Annotated in this window: 18 protein-coding genes; 10 read left to right on the plus strand and 8 right to left on the minus strand. The window is 63.1% G+C overall.

The window, feature by feature from the left end:
* The first annotated feature begins 216 nt into the window (after nucleotides 1-216).
* Nucleotides 217-612, plus strand: coding sequence for an acyl-CoA thioesterase (locus tag X743_RS146665; RefSeq protein WP_013893544.1), 396 nt, complete (start codon nucleotides 217-219; stop codon nucleotides 610-612).
* A gap of 114 nt (nucleotides 613-726) precedes the next feature.
* Complete coding sequence (locus tag X743_RS146660) at nucleotides 727-930, plus strand: hypothetical protein (protein WP_031258119.1); 204 nt, start codon at nucleotides 727-729, stop codon at nucleotides 928-930.
* A gap of 169 nt (nucleotides 931-1099) precedes the next feature.
* On the opposite strand, the gene X743_RS146655 is transcribed toward X743_RS146660, so the two are convergent.
* Complete coding sequence (locus tag X743_RS146655; RefSeq protein ID WP_023767572.1) at nucleotides 1100-1468, minus strand: helix-turn-helix domain-containing protein; 369 nt, start codon at nucleotides 1466-1468, stop codon at nucleotides 1100-1102.
* Nucleotides 1469-1558: 90 nt separating this feature from the next.
* Between X743_RS146655 and X743_RS146650 the strand changes: the two genes are divergently transcribed.
* Complete coding sequence (locus X743_RS146650) at nucleotides 1559-2164, plus strand: NADPH-dependent FMN reductase (RefSeq protein ID WP_023767573.1); 606 nt, start codon at nucleotides 1559-1561, stop codon at nucleotides 2162-2164.
* Nucleotides 2165-2221: 57 nt separating this feature from the next.
* On the opposite strand, the gene X743_RS146645 is transcribed toward X743_RS146650, so the two are convergent.
* Nucleotides 2222-3031 carry an MBL fold metallo-hydrolase gene (locus X743_RS146645; RefSeq protein WP_023767574.1) on the minus strand — a complete coding sequence of 270 codons (810 nt, stop codon included), beginning with the start codon at nucleotides 3029-3031 and terminating at the stop codon, nucleotides 2222-2224.
* 79 nt (nucleotides 3032-3110) lie between these two features.
* Entirely contained in the window at nucleotides 3111-3518 is a 408-nt protein-coding gene (locus X743_RS146640) for a helix-turn-helix domain-containing protein (RefSeq protein ID WP_031258120.1), read from the minus strand.
* Between the two features lie 196 nt (nucleotides 3519-3714).
* Between X743_RS146640 and X743_RS146635 the strand changes: the two genes are divergently transcribed.
* The 4 genes from X743_RS146635 to X743_RS146620 all read left to right on the plus strand — a co-directional run bounded on the left by X743_RS146635 (nucleotide 3715) and on the right by X743_RS146620 (nucleotide 9651).
* A complete protein-coding gene (locus X743_RS146635; RefSeq protein ID WP_031258121.1) occupies nucleotides 3715-4641 on the plus strand; it encodes a DMT family transporter in 927 nt (308 codons plus the stop codon).
* Nucleotides 4642-5062: 421 nt separating this feature from the next.
* Nucleotides 5063-6538: a family 16 glycosylhydrolase gene (locus X743_RS146630; RefSeq protein WP_023767577.1), complete on the plus strand. Its 1476-nt coding sequence runs from the start codon at nucleotides 5063-5065 to the stop codon at nucleotides 6536-6538.
* A 35-nt stretch (nucleotides 6539-6573) separates the two neighbouring features.
* The gene (locus X743_RS146625) at nucleotides 6574-8328 is read left to right on the plus strand and encodes a type I secretion system permease/ATPase (protein WP_023767578.1); all 1755 of its coding nucleotides are present in this window, start codon (nucleotides 6574-6576) and stop codon (nucleotides 8326-8328) included.
* 3 nt (nucleotides 8329-8331) lie between these two features.
* Nucleotides 8332-9651: an HlyD family type I secretion periplasmic adaptor subunit gene (locus X743_RS146620; protein WP_031258123.1), complete on the plus strand. Its 1320-nt coding sequence runs from the start codon at nucleotides 8332-8334 to the stop codon at nucleotides 9649-9651.
* A gap of 73 nt (nucleotides 9652-9724) precedes the next feature.
* Here X743_RS146620 and X743_RS146615 read toward each other — a convergent pair whose 3' ends face one another.
* Together X743_RS146615 and X743_RS146610 are read right to left on the minus strand one after the other, a co-directional pair.
* Complete coding sequence (locus X743_RS146615; protein ID WP_023767580.1) at nucleotides 9725-11035, minus strand: hemolysin family protein; 1311 nt, start codon at nucleotides 11033-11035, stop codon at nucleotides 9725-9727.
* Between the two features lie 160 nt (nucleotides 11036-11195).
* The gene (locus X743_RS146610; RefSeq protein ID WP_023767581.1) at nucleotides 11196-11903 is read right to left on the minus strand and encodes an LssY C-terminal domain-containing protein; all 708 of its coding nucleotides are present in this window, start codon (nucleotides 11901-11903) and stop codon (nucleotides 11196-11198) included.
* Between the two features lie 111 nt (nucleotides 11904-12014).
* Here X743_RS146610 and X743_RS146605 point away from each other — a divergent pair, with 111 nt between their 5' ends.
* Nucleotides 12015-12725 carry a gamma-glutamylcyclotransferase gene (locus X743_RS146605; protein ID WP_023767582.1) on the plus strand — a complete coding sequence of 237 codons (711 nt, stop codon included), beginning with the start codon at nucleotides 12015-12017 and terminating at the stop codon, nucleotides 12723-12725.
* A 107-nt stretch (nucleotides 12726-12832) separates the two neighbouring features.
* Here the strand turns inward: X743_RS146605 and X743_RS146600 are convergent, their stop codons facing one another.
* The 3 genes from X743_RS146600 to X743_RS146590 all read right to left on the minus strand — a co-directional run bounded on the left by X743_RS146600 (nucleotide 12833) and on the right by X743_RS146590 (nucleotide 15450).
* Nucleotides 12833-13639 carry an extensin family protein gene (locus X743_RS146600; RefSeq protein ID WP_023767583.1) on the minus strand — a complete coding sequence of 269 codons (807 nt, stop codon included), beginning with the start codon at nucleotides 13637-13639 and terminating at the stop codon, nucleotides 12833-12835.
* Between the two features lie 116 nt (nucleotides 13640-13755).
* Nucleotides 13756-14826, minus strand: coding sequence for an extensin family protein (locus tag X743_RS146595; RefSeq protein WP_023767584.1), 1071 nt, complete (start codon nucleotides 14824-14826; stop codon nucleotides 13756-13758).
* 198 nt (nucleotides 14827-15024) lie between these two features.
* Complete coding sequence (locus tag X743_RS146590) at nucleotides 15025-15450, minus strand: DUF3775 domain-containing protein (protein WP_023767586.1); 426 nt, start codon at nucleotides 15448-15450, stop codon at nucleotides 15025-15027.
* A 142-nt stretch (nucleotides 15451-15592) separates the two neighbouring features.
* Here X743_RS146590 and X743_RS146585 point away from each other — a divergent pair, with 142 nt between their 5' ends.
* Together X743_RS146585 and greA are read left to right on the plus strand one after the other, a co-directional pair.
* The gene (locus X743_RS146585) at nucleotides 15593-16126 is read left to right on the plus strand and encodes a tetratricopeptide repeat protein (RefSeq protein ID WP_031258124.1); all 534 of its coding nucleotides are present in this window, start codon (nucleotides 15593-15595) and stop codon (nucleotides 16124-16126) included.
* A 296-nt stretch (nucleotides 16127-16422) separates the two neighbouring features.
* The gene (gene greA, locus X743_RS146580) at nucleotides 16423-16896 is read left to right on the plus strand and encodes a transcription elongation factor GreA (RefSeq protein ID WP_023767588.1); all 474 of its coding nucleotides are present in this window, start codon (nucleotides 16423-16425) and stop codon (nucleotides 16894-16896) included.
* Nucleotides 16897-17022 lie beyond the last annotated feature (126 nt).

Consider the following 17022-nt stretch of genomic DNA (forward strand, 5'->3'; position numbering starts at 1 on the left):
TCGCTCCGGAGGGGGGAGAGATGGCTCGGCGAAGCCGAGATGGGGTGGGGGAAGCCCGCCCCAAAACCCGAAGCCGCTGAAAATCAGGCACAACTGTGCGAATGCCAGGGTTAGCCTATGGTCCATCGAGGCCAGGAAACAGTAGCCGCGGCGCGTTGACCTGGTCCTGCAGCGGCGATACGGATCGATGGCCATCACCTCACAAGGATTCTGCCCATGGTGCAGTACGCGGACGGACGGCCGATCGGAGACCTGACGCTGCGCACTCTGGCCATGCCCTCGGACGCCAATGCCGCCGGCGATATTTTCGGCGGCTGGGTGATGGCGCAGATGGACCTTGCCTGCGGCATCCGCGCCGCCGAGCGCGCCCGGGGCCGCGTGGTGACGGCGGCGGTCAAGGAGATGTCCTTCGCCAAGCCGATGAAGATCGGCGACACGCTGTGCATCTACACCCATGTCGAACGCGTCGGCCGCACCTCGATGACGCTCAAGGTCGAGGCCTGGGCACAACGCTATCTCTCCGATCTGATGGAGAAGGTGACGCACGCCGATTTCGTCATGGTGGCGCTGGATGGCGAGGGCAAGCCGAAGGCCGTTCCTGCCGAGAGCTGACGAAAGCCTGTTTCCCCACTCGGGCAATTGTAACATCGCTCGTGCGGGCGGTGCCCCGCGCGACATCCAATGGTTGCCTTTACGCCCGATTGTGCCAGCGTTGGAGGAGAGACAATGCGTCAACACATGCTGAACGGCTGGCTCGCGGCAGCCCTTCTCGCGCTGACCTGCCTGCTCGGCGCAACGGCCTATGCCGAAGTCAAGCAAGCCCCTCCGCGCATCGCCTGCCTGCATGGCAATATCGGCGGCGGAGGGCCGGCCACGACGTGCGCGATCTGTGGGCCAACGCATTGCGGTGGCAAGGCGCCAAGATCCTGAATGGTCACTTTGCCATTGCGATCGTCGTCGCCAAAGCGGCGCCAGCTTGGGTGGTCTTAGGCCCCATAAATCCAAAGTCGCGAGACCTGGTTTAAAGAACCGCCAGTCCGCTTGTCGTCAGGTGATGGCGCTTACGACGAAACTCCGCACTCCTTGCCATGCAAGGGTCTCAGCCATGCACGCCGTCGAACTTTTCGCGCGCGACCCTGACGCGCTGCGTGTTCCTGCGTGCCCATTCGCCAAGCGCGCTGACCGGGATCAACAGTTCGTGACCGAGTTCGGTCAGTTCGTAGTCGACGCGTGGCGGAATGGTCGGGAATACGGTGCGGGTGACGAAGCCGTCGCGTTCCAGGCCGCGCAAGGTGGTGGTCAGCATCTTCTGCGAAATGCCGCCGACGGCAGCGCGCAACTCGTTGAAACGCAGCGGTCCGCCGCCAAGCTTGCCGACCACGAGCACCGTCCATTTGTCGCCGACGCGTTGCAGGATTTCCGAGACGGCGCGGCAGTCTTCGGTGTTGAGCGGGTTCCTCAGTAACAAAAAGGTGCCTCCTTGCGCGCTGAGTTGTCAGTATCTCATATAGCGCCGGTATCTAAACGATACCAGCTTTTAGTGGAATGGAGAGCCCCCATGTCAAAGCCGAAAATCGCCATCATCATCGGTTCGACGCGCGCCGCGCGCTTCGCCGATGTGCCCACCCAATGGATCGCCAAGATCGCCAAGTCGCATGCCGATATCGATGTCGAAATCGTCGACCTGCGTGACTTCCCGCTGCCCTTCTTCGACGAGGTCGCGTCCTCCGCCTGGGTGCCGTCGACCAACGAGGTGGCGCAGCGCTGGCAGAAGAAGGTCGCCGAATATGACGGCTTCATCTTCACCGCCGCCGAATACAATCACGGCCCTACGGCCGTGCTGAAGAACGCCATCGACTACGCCGCCAACGAATGGAACAAGAAGCCGGCTGGCTTCGTCGGCTACGGTGGCGTCGGCGGCGCCCGCGCTGTCGAGCAGCTGCGCATGCATGCCGTCGAATTGCAGATGGCGCCGGTCAAGTCCGCCGTCCACATCGTCTGGGCCGATTTCCTCGCCGTTCGCCAGGGCGAGAAGAAGCTCGATGAGCTTGAGCACCTGAACCAGGCGGCCACCGCTCTGGTCAATGATGTGGCCTGGTGGGCCAAGGCGCTGAAGAAGGCTCGCGATGCCGACGTGGTCGACGAGGAAATCAAGGCGGCCTGATCGCCGGACGAATTATCCTCCCAGGGATACGGGGCGGCGCTTGCGCCGCCCTTTCAATTATTGCGGCTCAAATCGAAAGCTGCCGCCAGATCGGATGACACGGCCAATGCCGGGCCAGTCCAGATGCGCGCCGGCAACGAAACAATGATCGTCCGCCGCAAGGGCCAGCAGCCGCAACCGGCTCTCGCGCGCCTGGTCCTGATCGTCGTCGAACTCCCACGTCACCTCAGGCCGATCGAACTGAAGCGATGGGACGTGAACGGTATCGCCCCAGATCAAAATGCACTCGCCGCCGCTCGAAACGCGAAAGCAGCTGTGACCCACTTCATGGCCATGAGCGCCGATAACGTCCATATGTGTCCTGAGACGGTCCCCGGCTTCGAATGGTTGCGCCATGCCATGAAACCGTTCGAGCTTCGCTTCGGCGCGAAACAGGCCGAGTTCCTGCCTCGGAACGAGCAGGCGCGCCAGGTGTGGGAAAGCATCCCGGCCGTCGGCAAGCACAAGGCCATGGATGTGGTCGAGATGCGTGTGGGTGAAGCAGACGACGCGAATTCTGCTGACATCGATGCCGGCCTCGTCCATCGCCTGGGGAAGCCGGCCCATGGTCGGGTGCCAGGCGTTCGAGGCGCCGGTATCGATCAAAGTTATCTCATTTCCATCGTCGATCGCGAAGGCATTGACGGAAAGCCTGAGTTGACCACCGAGCAGCGTGACCTGTTCCGGCAATTCGTCGTCAAATGGTTTGTCGCTGTTTTGCCGGAGCCGTCTAATCGGCATGTCGACATAGCCATCGCGCAGGGCGGTGATGCGGAGGTCACCCAGAGTGTAGGTCGAATGAAGTTCGCCCGAAGCCATGCGGTGCATTTTTTGCCGATCCGTTCTGAAGACGTCAGTCAGTCTGCTTTGGGCAGCCAATGTCGGCAACCCGCCCTGTCGATTCGATCTATGCCATGTATGCGTGCCGCGCCTGCCGTGGCCGGATGATGCAGTCGGCGAGGCGGTGCGTTTCGTTCAGCTCGTCGGCGTGATGCTGGCCCCATTGGCAGAGCGCCAGCAGGATGGGTTCGAGGCTGAGGCCGAGGCTGGTCGCCGAATATTCGACGCGTGCGGGGACCTCGGCGAAGATCTCGCGGCTGACGAGGCCGTGCTCCTCCATTTCGCGCAGCTGCTGGATCAACACTTTCTGGGTGATGCCGGGCATCATTGCCTTCAGCGCGGTGAGTCGTCGTGGCCCATCGAACAGGTGATAGAGGATGACCGCCTTCCAGCGCCCGGCGATCACCTTGAGCGCCCGCTCCGCCGGCAGCATCGGCAGTCTCTTGATTGGCATTTTCCTGGCTGGGCTGGCCATGGTCACCTCCTGGTCAGCAGGGGACAAAAGAGTGTGTAGTCGCGGCCCCGCAGATAGTGGCAAACCGCAGCCGATGCCAGTGCAGCCTGGGGCGCCCGCGCCTCGACGCTGCCTGAAAGGGTTGGACCGCCATATGGACGACGCTGCCATCTGGCCCCGCCGTTTTGCCCTGATATGTCAGGTTGCGATCCATCACATGAGCAACCCAGTGAAGTCATCCGGCCTGGCAGGCGCCGTTTCCCCCATGATCCCGGTGCTCGTCTGCGCGCTCGGTATCTTCCTTCTGTCGGCGATGGATGCGGCGATGAAGGTCCTGGTCATCGCCGTGGGCGTCTACAACACGGTGCTGTGGCGCAGCATGCTGGCGACGGTGGTCGCCGGCGCGGCCTGGTCGGCAGGGACGCGCTCGTGGCCCACGCTTTCCGTGCTGAGGCTGCATGCGCTGCGCGCCGTGGTCGTCGGCATCGTCTTGTTGTCCTTCTTCTGGGGGCTTGCCAGGCTGCCGCTCGCCGAAGCGATCGGGCTCAGCTTCGTCGCGCCCCTGTTTGCGCTCCTGCTGGCGGCGCTGCTTTTGGGCGAACGCATACAGCGCCAGGCGATCTGGGCCTCGCTGGCAGGCATCGCCGGCGTCATAATCATCATGGCCGGGCAGTTCGGGCAGGCGAGCTATCCCAAGGATGCGCTGCTCGGCACGGCGGCGGTGCTCGCATCGACGGTGTTCTACGCCTACAATCTGATCCTTGCGCGACGGCAGGCCCAGGTGGCCAAGCCGATCGAGATCATGCTGTTCCAAAACCTTTGCGTCGCGATCACGCTTGGCCTTGCCGCGCCCTGGCTCGCCGTCGCCCTGCCGGGCAATCTCTGGCTTCCGCTGGCCGGGGTGACGGCGCTGTCGCTCGCCGGCCAGTTCCTGATGAGCTGGGCCTACGCGCGCGCCGAAGCGCAATATCTGATCCCGACGGAATATTCGGCCTTCATCTGGGCGGTCGCGATCGGCTGGTTCTTCTTCAACGAGGCGGCGACCTGGACCACGCTGACGGGAGCCGGCCTTATCGTGTCCAGCTGCCTGATCGCCTCACGCTCCAATCCCAGACTTGCCGAGCCGATCGAAGCCGCGGTTTGAGGGTCCCCGCGACACGCTTAGGGCGCTGCTGCGGTGGTCGCCGAGCAGTCGGGTGGCGATCAGCCTGTCCCGCGGCGCCAGCCCGGCGCGTTGACGCATTATTTCCAGAGCGGCGATTCCACGCCCCATCAGAACGCAGGGGCGCTTCCGTTTGACCAATCAAGAATGGTCGCAGGCAGATCGGCGCGTGTTGCGAAATTTTTAATAAATATTTCGCCGTTCAAATTACTGTCCGTAGACCATTTCCCGGATCGTTGTGCTTTTAGTCCAGAAAATCTCACTGAACAGTCGATGTAATGTTGATCTATGTGGCAAGTTCCCGGAACGATATCGTGCGTGGCAACGTTGGTCCGGATGCACCCGTCTCGAACCCGTGTCGAGCGGTTCAAGCAGGCCTGGCATCACGAGGAGAATTTGTCCGATGAGCTTTTTCGTCAACGCTTTGGGCGTTCCTCTTCCCTACAGCGGCGCTTCCAACCACTGGTTCTCGGCGGCAGGGTCCGGACCGGACTTGTACGGCAGCTCCGGAAACGACTCCATCTACGGAGCATCCGGTGTCAACGTCACCATGCACGGCGGTACGGGCGACGACATCTATTACCTCTATGCGGCGGGCAACAAGGTGGCCGAGGGCGTTGGGGCCGGGATCGACACGATCAGCACATGGATGAGCTACAAGCTCCCCGACAATGTCGAGAACCTCATCGTCACACATGCCAATAACTATGCTTTCGGGAATGGGCTGGACAACATCATCACCGCCACGGCCGGACACCAGACGCTGGACGGCGGCGCGGGAAACGATGTGCTGATCGACGGCGGCGGCGGCTACGACACTTTCATCGTCTCCAAAGGCAATGGCAGCGACCTGATCGCGAATTTCGCCGCCACCGACACTGTCCGCCTTAACGGCTACGGCTTCACGTCGTTCGACGCCATCCACTCAAACATGATCCAGGCGGGATCGAACGTGCTGTTGAACCTCGGATCCGGCGAGATCCTCGAGTTCAAGGACACGACCATCGACAAGCTGCAGCCCAGCCAGTTCGAATTGCCGATCGACAAGTCCGGAATGAGCCTGTCCTTCAGCGACGATTTCAACACGCTGAACCTTCACAATAGCCAGGGCGGCACCTGGGACACCAACTTCTCCTGGGGAGCGCCCAACGGCAGCACCTTGACCAGCAATGGCGAACTGCAGTGGTACATCGACGCCAATTACGCCCCGACGAGTTCCGTCCACCCGTTCAGCGTGAACAACGGCGTGCTCACCATCACCGCGGCGCAGGCGCCGGCGGACATCAAGCCGCTGATCAACAATTACGAATACACCTCCGGCATTCTGACGACCCACGATTCCTTCTCGCAGACCTATGGCTATTTCGAAATGCGGGCCGACCTGCCCGAGCACGCCGGCGCCTGGCCGGCCTTCTGGCTGCTGCCGGAAGACGGTTCGTGGCCGCCGGAACTCGATGTCGTGGAGACTGCCGGCCAAGCCCCGAACTCGTTGATCATGACGGCGCACACGAATGAAACCGGTACGCACGTCAAGGTCTCCTCGACGGTGAGTGTCTCGGATACCGCCGGCTTCCACACCTATGGCCTGCTGTGGACGCCGGACAAGCTCGTCTGGACCTATGACGGTGTGCAGGTCGCCGAAGCCGCGACGCCGTCGGACATGAACAAGCCAATGTATATGCTGGCCGATCTCGCGGTCGGTGGCTTTGCCGGCACCCCTCCGGATCACCTGGCCACGCCGGCCGAGATGAAGATCGACTACATCCGCGCCTATACGCTGGACAATGCGCCGGTAAACGCCCTGAACAGCAGCACCGCCACGCACAGCATCGCCAGCAGCACACTGCATGGCGGTTCCGAGTTTGGAGGCCACGCCTGAGGTCTCGGGATCATGCAGCCGTGGGGAATGCCGAAATGACTGGACCGTCCGGCCTGCGTCCGGTTTTCATGCGCGCCATCGCCGATGTCGGCGTCTTCTCTTTGTTGATCAACGTCCTGCTGTTGGTGATCCCGCTCTACCTGCTGCAGGTCTATGATCGCGTGCTGCCGTCCTCGAGCGTCGAGACGCTTGTCTATCTTTCGGCCATCGCGGTTCTTGCGCTTGGCTTCCTCGGGCTTCTGGATGCGATCCGCGCCGTTTACACGCAGCGCGTCGCGGCGACCGTCGACCGGAAGCTGGGCGCCCGCACATTCGCGGTTTCTCTTGGCGCAAGATATGCCGGCGGGCTGTCGCCGCTGCGCGACCTTGCCTCGGTCTGCGCCTTCATCAGGTCGCGCGGCGTGGCGGTGGTGTTCGACCTGCCCTTTGCTCCTGTCTTCTTCGCACTGCTCTATCTCATCCATCCGGTGCTGTTCTGGGTGACGGTCGCCGGCGCGGCGCTTCTGCTTTTCCTGGTCGTGGCCAATCAGGTTGCCATCGGCAGGAACGATGCTTTCTCGGCCGAGCGTTCGGCTTTGGCCAGCCAGGCGGAACAGGCTTTTGCCCGCAATGCCGAGACGCTGCGCGCCATGGGCATGGTGGAGAACGCCGCGCGGGTCTGGGGAGGGTACGTCGCGGCTGCACTCACCTTCCATGACCGTTCCTCGAGCGCCAATGCAATCTTCAGCGGCGCCTCGCGGGCGCTGCGCATGATACTGCAGCTGGCGATCCTCGGCACCGGCGCCTGGCTGGTGCTCAAGGGGCAGATGACGGCAGGCATGATCTTCGCGTCCTCGCTGGTGTCGTCGCGGGCGCTGCAGCCGCTCGACCAGTTGATCGGCGCCTGGCGGCAGATCGCCGATGCCCGGCGAGCGTGGAAACGGCTGGAGGCGGCGCTTGCGGCGCGTCCGGCTGAAGCGCGCAAGCTGGTCCTGCCCGATCCGACCGGCGCGATTTCCGTGCAGGACGTCTTCTTCATGGCGCCGAATGCCCAGCCTGGCACCGAACCCATCCTCAAGCGCCTGAACTTCCAGATCGGCGCCGGCGAAGCGCTGGCCATCGTCGGCCCGAGCGGCGCAGGCAAATCGACGCTGGCGCGGTTGCTTGTGGGCGCTGTCCAGCCGACCGGCGGCGCGGTCAGGATCGACGGCGCCGACCTCAGGACCTGGGACGAAAGCCTGCTCGGAAAGCATCTCGGCTACCTGGCCCAGGAGGTGGAGCTCTTTCCAGGGTCGATCGCGCAAAACGTCGCCCGCTTCGACCCCGATGCGGATGACGCCTCGATCATCGAGGCAGCAAGGCGGGCCGAGGCGCATGAACTGATCCTGGCGCAGCGGGACGGCTACCAGACATTGATAGGCCCGTCGGACAGGACGCTGTCGGGTGGCGAGCGCCAGCGGATCGGGCTTGCGCGCGCCTTTTACGGCAAGCCCAAGATCCTCGTGTTGGACGAGCCCAGCGCCCATCTCGACGGCGCGGGCGAAGCCGCGCTCGAAGCGGTGCTTGCCGCCGTGAAAGCGGCCGGCGTCACGACAATCGTGATCACGCACCGCCCTTCGATCGCCGCGTCCTGCGACCGCGTGATGCTTTTGCGCGGCGGCGTGATCGAAGCCTTCGGCCCCAGCGGCGAGGTGTTGCGGCAGTCTGGGGCCAGCACGGGCGCCGGCAAGGGCATTCCCCGGCAGAATCCCGTGGTGACGGGCTCGTTCGCCACGACGGTCCGCATGCATAACACCCGCTTTGGATCATAGACCATGGCGGTGCAGAGCCTCGCCCGGGAAGGCAGTCCGCGCACCGACATAAGGCGTGTGGCATCCGCCGGATACGCGGCAATAGCGCTATTGGTGGGTTGCTTTGGCTATTGGGCCGTCACGGCGCCGTTGTCTGGAGCGGTGATCACGCAAGGAACGATCTCGGCGACAGGCGGAAACATCCTGATCCAGCATCCCGAGGGCGGCATCATCCAGGAATTGCTGGTCCATGAAGGCGATCGCGTGCAACAGGCCCAGGATCTGATCGTGCTGGATCCAACAGCCGCGCGGGCCGAGCTCAACCGGTTGACGCGACAGTCGATCGCGCTCAGGGCGAGCGCGGCGCGGCTGGAGGCGGAACGCGACGGATTGGACCGGCTGGCGCCAATCACCGAAACGGCGCCAGCACTGTTCCAGCGCGATTTCGAGACGCTGGTTGAAGAACAGCAGAAGGAATTCGACGCCAGGCTCGCCCGGTTTCGATCCGAACAATCGATCCTTGTCCAACGGGTCGCCATGCATCGCCAGTCGGTCGTGGGATTGCAGGCCCAGAAACAGGCCATTCAGCAACAGGCCGACGTGGTGAAGAAGGAACTCGGCATCAAGACCGGCCTGCTGGACAGAGGCCTCACCAATCGTAGCGAATACTCCCAGCTTTTGCGCAGTGAAGCCGACCTTGTCGGGCAAGCCGGGGCGCTGGAGGCCTACCTTGCGACGGCCAACACCCAGATCGTCGAGGCCCAGGAACAGACCGAGCACCTCGCCACGCAACGCGTCGAGGAGGCGCTGACGAAGCTGGACGACGTTCGCTCCAACCTTGCCGACATCAAGGAACAGATCAGGGCGGCCGAGGCGGTGCTGCGGCGAACGACGATCAAGGCACCGGCGGCGGGCATCGTGGTGTCGTCAACCTATAATTCAAAGGGCAGCGTGATTGGCCCCGGCGAAAAGATCATGGAGATTCTGCCCACGGCACCGGGCCTGATCGTCGATGCAAGGCTGCGGCCGAACGACATCGATCAGGTCCGTGTCGGCCAGCCGGCGAAGCTGCGATTGTCCGCCTTGAACACGCGGCTTACCCCGGAGGTTTCAGCCACCGTGACACAAATTTCCGCGGACCGGCTCATCGATCAGGCTACGCACGAGCCCTATTTCCGCGCCAGGCTGAAGATTGCCGCCGCATTGCCGTCCGGCGTCAAGCCCGAGCAGCTTTATCCAGGGACGCAGGTCGAGGCGTTCATCAACACGGGCGACCGGACATTCCTGGAGTATCTGGCGCGACCGATGCTCGATTCCTTTGCTCGCGCCTTCGCGGAGCGGTAGACATCGGGACAGTGCAATCGACCGGCCCGGCCGTCTTCAATGTCCCGCCAGGCCGAAAGCCGACATCGAACTGTTAGCGCACCGCTTCGCGGTGGCCGCCGGGCAGGCGGGTGGCGATCAGCTTGTCGATGCGGCGGCCGTCGAGGTCGACCACTTCGAAGCGCCATCCCTGAGCATCGACGCATTCGCCGGTCGCCGGCAAATGGTGCATGTGCGACAGGACATAGCCGGCGACGGTCTCGTAGTCGCGGTTTTCGGGCAGGTCGATGCCGAGAACCTCGGCCATCTCGTCGGCCTGCATATAGCCGGCGAGCAGCCATGAGCCGTCCTCGCGCTTGACGGCGTTCTCCTCGTCACCGGCATCGAGGTCCGCGCGGAACACGCCGGTGATGGCTTCCAGGATATCGGCAGGGGTGACGATGCCTTCGAAATGGCCGTATTCGTCATGCACCAGCGCCATCGGCACGTCGGATTCCTTCAGCTTCTGTAGCACGTCAAGCGCATCGGCCTGATCGTAGACGATGGGCGCGGCGCGCACGTGCTTGCGCGGGTCGAGCGTGCGGCCGGCCAGGATCGCGGCGAGCACGTCACGCGTCTGGACGACGCCGACCATGACATCGACGCCGCCGTCGCCCGCCGGCAGGCGCGAATGCTGGGTCTCGACCAGCAGCTTGCGGATGGCTGCCTCATCGGATTGCAGATTGATCCAGTCGACCTCGGTGCGCGGCGTCATCACCGCGCGCACGGCGCGGTCGCCAAGCCGCATGACGCCAGCGATCATGCGCCGCTCGTCGGATTCGATGGTGCCGTGGTGCTCGGCCTCGGCGACCAGCATCTTGATCTCCTCGTCGGTGACCTTCTCCTCGCTCTCGCCACGCTGGCCGAGCAGCCACAGGATGGCGCGGCCGGAAATGTCGAGCAGGAAGACCAGAGGCGCCGAGACGGTGGCAAGGATGGTCATCGCCGGCGCCGCCCTGGCGGCAACCCGCTCGGGATCGCGCAATGCGATCTGCTTGGGCACCAGTTCGCCGACGATCAGCGAGAAATAGGTGATGATGGCAACGACGATGCCGACGCCGAGCGGATCGGCGACGTTCTCCCTCATGCCGGTCGAGGCCAGGAACTGCGCCAGCCGTTCGCCCAGCGTGGCGCCGGAAAACGCGCCCGACAGCACGCCGACCAACGTGATGCCGATCTGCACCGAAGACAGGAACTTGCCGGGATTGGAGCCGAGCGCCAGGGCGCGACCGGCGCCTTTGACCTCACGGTCGATCATCGTCTTCAGCCGGGCGGGGCGGGATGAAACGATGGCGAGTTCGGACATCGACAAAAGGCCGTTCACGCAGATGAGGACGACCACGATAGCAATTTCAACGTATAGCATGAGGGCTCAATAGCATTGCGGCGGGCCGCTCGAAAATAGTCCTTCATGATTTTTGGAAGATGACGGTCACGGCTCTTGGGCAGCGGTCCCGCAGCGACATCGAAGACACGCCGCGATTTTCAATCCGATCCCAGGCCGACCGGTCTCCGTGCGCATGATTTCACTGCAGCTGCTTCAGCACGCCGACGAGCGCCTTGCCGTCGGTGAAATAGGGGTCGCCGCCGCCATTGCGGCCGGTTTTGGTGGCGCCGATGCCTGCCAGGTCGCTGGTCGAGATCAACTCGCCGGCGGCGCGCAGGTCGCCGATGAGAAAATCGCGCTCGGCGTCGATGTCGGGGCCGATATGGTGTGTGATGGCGCCGGTGTCGTGGCTGAGCCCCACGCCGCGATCGAAGCTCGCGGAGCCCAGCCAAAGCGGACGGCCACCGTCGCCGACCGTATCCGTCTGCCAGAAGCGGACATGGTGGCGCCGGTCGGCGCTGTCTCCGACTGGTTTTTCGAAAGCGAGATCCTGGACGCGGCCTTCGAACAGCAGGCGGCTCATCGGCGCATCGGGATAGGGGCGGCAAAACAGGACACTTTCGCCGATATCGATGGCGGTCCTCAGGGTGATCGCATCAGCGGTGTCCCAGCCGGCGAGGGCGAAGGCGTGGACGACCTCCTTCTCGGTACCGACAAGGCCGATATTGATCGGGTCGCCGGGAATGCCTTGCGGCGTGTGCGTCACCATTTCGAAGCGCTGGTTGCGAAAACCGCGATCCCGAAATGTCCAGAATTCCGGTGCGGCGACATAGGCGAGTGCCAGCCAGGTAGCCAGCAGGGCCGCTACCCAGATCGCAATGCGTCGCTGGAGGCTTCGTTGGCTCATGAAGGAGGCTCGATCCGTGGGGGGTATCTGTTGCCTGACGGTCTTTTGGAAATCAATGGCCACAGATGAGCAGCCGGTCTATCGTCAGCCATCATTTTTCAGGGGGCTGGAATGAAGCGGAAGCCGACGCGCCGGAGATCGATGGCGTTGACCGCCGATCTTGTCGTCAGGGTCGAGCGTATCGAACCGGATCCCGGCCCTGAGCCTGGAACAACCGAGCACACCGATGCGGAGTTCGATGGGTTGGTCGAGCGACTGCTTGCCGAATATCGACCCGAAACGCTGTGGGTCTTTGCCTATGGTTCGTTGATCTGGAATCCCGAATTCGTTCCTGTCGAGCAGCGCCCGGCGACAGCGCCTGGATGGCACCGCTCGTTCTGCCTGAAGTTAACCCGCTGGCGCGGAACGCGCCAATTGCCGGCCCTGATGTTGGCACTCGATCGCGGCGGCAGCTGCAACGGCATTGTCTATCGACTGCCCGCGGAAGATCATTTCGGGCAACTCGGCCAGCTTATGCGCCGCGAGATCGATGCCAATCCGCCAACCAACGTGCCTTGCTGGATCAAGGTCAAGACCAAGGAGGGTCCGCTGCGCGCTCTGGCTTTCGTCGCCGCGCCGGATGGCAAGGCCTATGCCGGACGGTTGCCGTTGGAGCAAGTCGCGGACACGCTGGCGCGAGCCGCCGGACACTGGGGCTCGTCGGCGCAGTATCTGTTCCGGACTGTCAGCAAGCTGGAGGAAAACGGTATTCGCGACAGGAATCTCTGGCGCATCCAGGATCTGGTGGCACGGCAAATTATCGCATCCACCGGTGACGCTTGACCTTTTCCTAAAGCGCGTTCCGCTGAAACGGATTCATGCGACGCGCTTTAAGTCTTTGTTTTTACGCATGTCGCACCCCGAAACCGAGGTCACTTCTGGGACATGCATTAGCGGCAGGCGCGATAACCGTTCCTGCGGTTCTTGATGTCGAAATGGAAATGGTTGCGGTGGTCGTAATTGTAGCCGGGGCCGAGCACGGTGGTGAAATACTGGCAGCCGTCGGCGCGCACATTGTTGAGGAAGCCGCGGGTGCGGAAGGCGAACAAGCCGGGCTTTCGCACGTCGATGTCGTCGCCATTGTTGAGCTCGATGCTCATGACATCGAGCGCGTTGCCCTTGCCGTGCTCGGACAGCACGCCTTCGCCGGCGATGTTGCGGCAGGAATAGCTGGAGCCCTGGTGGATGGTCCTGACGCCGGAGAAGTAGCGCCAGCGCGCGGAAGGAACGAGTTCGTTCTTCGTCCAGGCGGCGAAGGTGGCGGCCATGTCGCAGGTCAGCGTCGCGGCGGGCTTCATCTGGATGCTGCCGATGGCCGTGACCTTGACCGGGTAATCGATGCCGCACTGGCCTTCATGGATCGGTGCAAGGTCGGTGTAGGCGACATCGAGGCGCTTCAGCTGCTGGCGGCAGTCGATCTCGCTGGCCGGGACTTGCTCGACCGGCGACATCGGCTCGTCCATGCGCGGATAGGCGGCCTGCGTCATGTAGGGATTGGAAGGGACAAGCGTCTGCATGCCTGTGTATTGCGGTACGGCCGCCGTCTGCGAGCCGACATCGACGGCCGGCTGCAGCGACAGCACACTGCCGGTGTTGCAGGCCGAAACGGCCGCAAGGGTGAGGCCGGCGGCCAGCAGCATCACGGGTTTCGATCGGCGCGCGGTGGCGAAAAACACGGCGCGAAATTTGCCGGCCATTTGCAGGATCCCACTTCTGGATATCCGGCATTTTAACGATCAAGGGTAAAGGAAAACTCAGCGACCGCGTTCATGTCTGCGGCCGAATTGCGGCGGCGATCCTGCAACAGCCGCGTTTACTGGCAGAACGTGCCGCCATGGCGGCGCGGTTCGAGATCGAGATGGAAATGCAAGGCGTGGTCGGCATCGGCGCCGGGTCCGAGCACGGTCTTGAACGGACCGCAGGCGGCCTTGCGCACGGTGTCGAGGAATTTTGCATCCTTTTCCGGCGGCGCCGGCCCGACCTCGATCTTCTTGCCGTCCGACAAGGTGAAGCTGGCGATGTCGATCGCATTGCCGAAAGCGTGCTCCGAGAGTTTCCTTGTGCCGTTGCGGGGACGGCAGACAAAGGCCGACGCCTGGCTGATCGATTTCAAGTCGGCGCCGAATTCGGCCTTCGCAGCCGGCTGGACGACGTCCGCGGCAAACCGGGCGGCCGCCTCGGCCATCGGGCAGTTGAGCTCGGTGCCGGGGGCAATCGCAATCGACTTGCCCAGGCTCTTCAGCATCAGGGGATAGGGGATCGAGCAGCCGATTTCGGGATTGCTTTCCGCTTTGTGCTCCTCGAATTCGACGCCGAGCGCCTTCAACCGCTCGCGGCAAGCGACTTCCTCCGCCGGCATTTTCGCGTCGGGCAGATCGGCAGAGCGCGGGTCGGGGAGCATCTTCTCGTCGCCGGCATCCGCTGGTTTTTCAGGCGGCCTCGGCGCGACATCAGGCGGCTGAGCCCCTGGTTCGGCGGTGTCGGGCCTTTGTGTCGGGACCGGGACCTCGGCCGGCGGCGCCGGCTCGTTTTCCATATCGGCGGATGGCTCTGAGGCTGGCGGTCCGGGGTGCGCCTGCTTTTCCCGATAGGATTTTTCTTCATTGAACCGATCCGCCGCTCCGGAGGCCTTTGGCACGTCCGCCTTTTGTTCCTTCCTCGTTGCGGCATCGGTCTTCGGCGCGTCCGCGGGACGCGGTTGAGGCACCGGAACATCGGCAGGCGAGGTCTGCCGGTCCTGCGTTTCCTGTTGTGCCTTGTCCGGAGTGATATGGTCTGGGGTGACGTGGTCCGGGGTGATGTGCCGCTTGCCCCGTGATTTCAGGCGCTGCATTGCCCGGGGTGCCAGCGGCTGGTCGGCACGCGGTGTCAGCGGCTGTTCCACCCGTGGTGCCGGTCGTCCGTGATGCCTGTGACGATGTTTGGCTTCGGCCGGGGTCACCAGCAAGGCGGCGGCCATCAACGGCAACGCCAGTCTGCGAAACAGGGAAAAGCTCAGCGTTGCCATCGCTTCGAAACGGCGCCGGCATGCCGAAGTTGCCTGGAAGGCGCTTTCCCCCGATCACAATCGGTAACCGCGCCGTTACGCGCCAATTGCTTCGAGGCCTTCTTCCAGCCAGTCGGCGAGCAGAGGCATGCCGAGCAGGTATTTCGCCGTGCGCTTGTTGGCGTGTTCGCGCGCCGCCGTCACGGCATCGGACCATTCCGCTGCGTCATAGTCGCCGCGGCCGACCCAGGCCAGCGCGATCAGTTCGGCCGCCTCGTCGACATTGAGGTCGTTGATCAGCTCGCGAAATTCCTGTTCGGTCAGGTTTTCCGAACTTTCCTCGGCGAGGCCATCATGATGATGATTGTCGTGGGTGCCGCCGTCGAACTCGATCTCGTGCTCGGCGCCGTCGGCATAATCCTCGTTGACGGCCGCGCTCAGCGCCTTGGCCTTGAGGATGAACAGGCGCACGGTGTCGGGGCCGATCGTAAGGTCCCAGTCCTTTTCAAGCCGCCGCTGCACGGGCCGTCTCCGTCAGTCGTTTGCCCGGATGATAGCGGATTTGCTGCATCCGTCACCTCATGTTCTCCACGCATGCTTTTCCGGGATGAAACGCGGAGCGCTTGGCGTTAGTGTTGTATTCTCACCCCTCAAGGAGGCTTCGATGCATAAAAGAATGCTGATCCAGGCGGCGACTGCCCTTGTCGCGCTGCAGTTCTTCGCCGTCCCGGTATTCGCGGCGGGCAGTGGCGGTGGCACCGAGACCACTACCCAGTGCAAGAAAGGCGAGGTCTGGGACAAGAAGAAGAAAAAGTGCGTCGCACCCCAGGAAGGCATGCTCGACGATGACAGCATTTACGAGGCCGGACACGACCTCGCGATGGCCGGGCGCTATGACGAGGCGATCGCGGTGCTCACCCTTGCCGCCAACAAGCAGGATCCGCGCATCCTCAACTATCTCGGCTATTCGCACCGCCATTCCGGACGCGTCACCGTCGGCCTCGGCTATTACGAGGAAGCGCTGCGCATCGACCCGAACTACACGCTGGTGCGCGAATATCTCGGCGAGGCACATCTGCAGATCGGCGACCTGGCCGGCGCTCAGCAGCAGCTGGCGGAGATCGAGAAGCGCACCGGCAAGGGCTCGCGCGAATACGGCATGCTGGCCGAGCAGATCGACCATTTCATGCGGAGCTGACCACGCTCCAGGCAATCCTCGAAGCGGCCGCGAACCATCGCGGCCGCTTTTTTGTTCACCCTGTCTCGTTAGCACAGTTCCTGGAATTGCCTCGGCCGCCTCGGTTGGATGAAAGCCGCGACGATTTTTGAAAAACCCATTTTTTGGGCGTGAAAAACCCGCTGACATTGCTATATTAGGGCAAATTGCGGTGAGACGGTTCCGTTAGCCCGAGGCTGCCGGACCGTTTTCTTTTTGTACCCAACGACAAGGCTTCCCCCGAAACGCGGGGGTGGCGGCAGGAAAGGTGAGGCATGATGAACAAGGTCCCGATGACAGGCGAGGGGTTCGCGTCATTGAAGGAAGAACTGCGCTGGCGCCAGCAGGAAGAGCGGCCGCGCATCATCGAGGCGATCTCCGAAGCGCGCTCGCATGGCGACCTGTCCGAAAATGCCGAATATCATGCCGCAAAGGAGGCACAGAGCCTCAATGAGGGCCGCGTCAACGAGCTCGAGGATTATATCGCGCGGGCCGAGGTGATCGACGTCACCAAGCTCAGCGGCGAAAAGGTCAAGTTCGGCGCTACCGTCGTGCTGGTCGACGAGGACACCGAGGAAAAGAAGACTTATCAGATCGTCGGTGACCAGGAAGCCGACGTGAAGTCCGGCCGCATCTCAATCTCCTCGCCGATCGCGCGCGCGCTGATCGGCAAGGAAGTCGGCGACGCCATCGAGGTCAATGCCCCCGGCGGTGCAAGGGGCTATGAGATCGTCCAGGTGCAGTTCATCTAGGGGATTGGGCGCGCCGCCGATCTATTCAAGCTGAGGCTAGCGCTGCCCCTCATTGCCCTGCCGGGCATTTCTCCCCGTATAGTGACGGGGAGAAAGACGCTGTCACGTATGATTTCGCTAATTTTC

The sequence above is a fragment of the Mesorhizobium sp. LNHC232B00 genome (assembly GCF_000502435.1).
Classification (GTDB): domain Bacteria; phylum Pseudomonadota; class Alphaproteobacteria; order Rhizobiales; family Rhizobiaceae; genus Mesorhizobium; species Mesorhizobium opportunistum.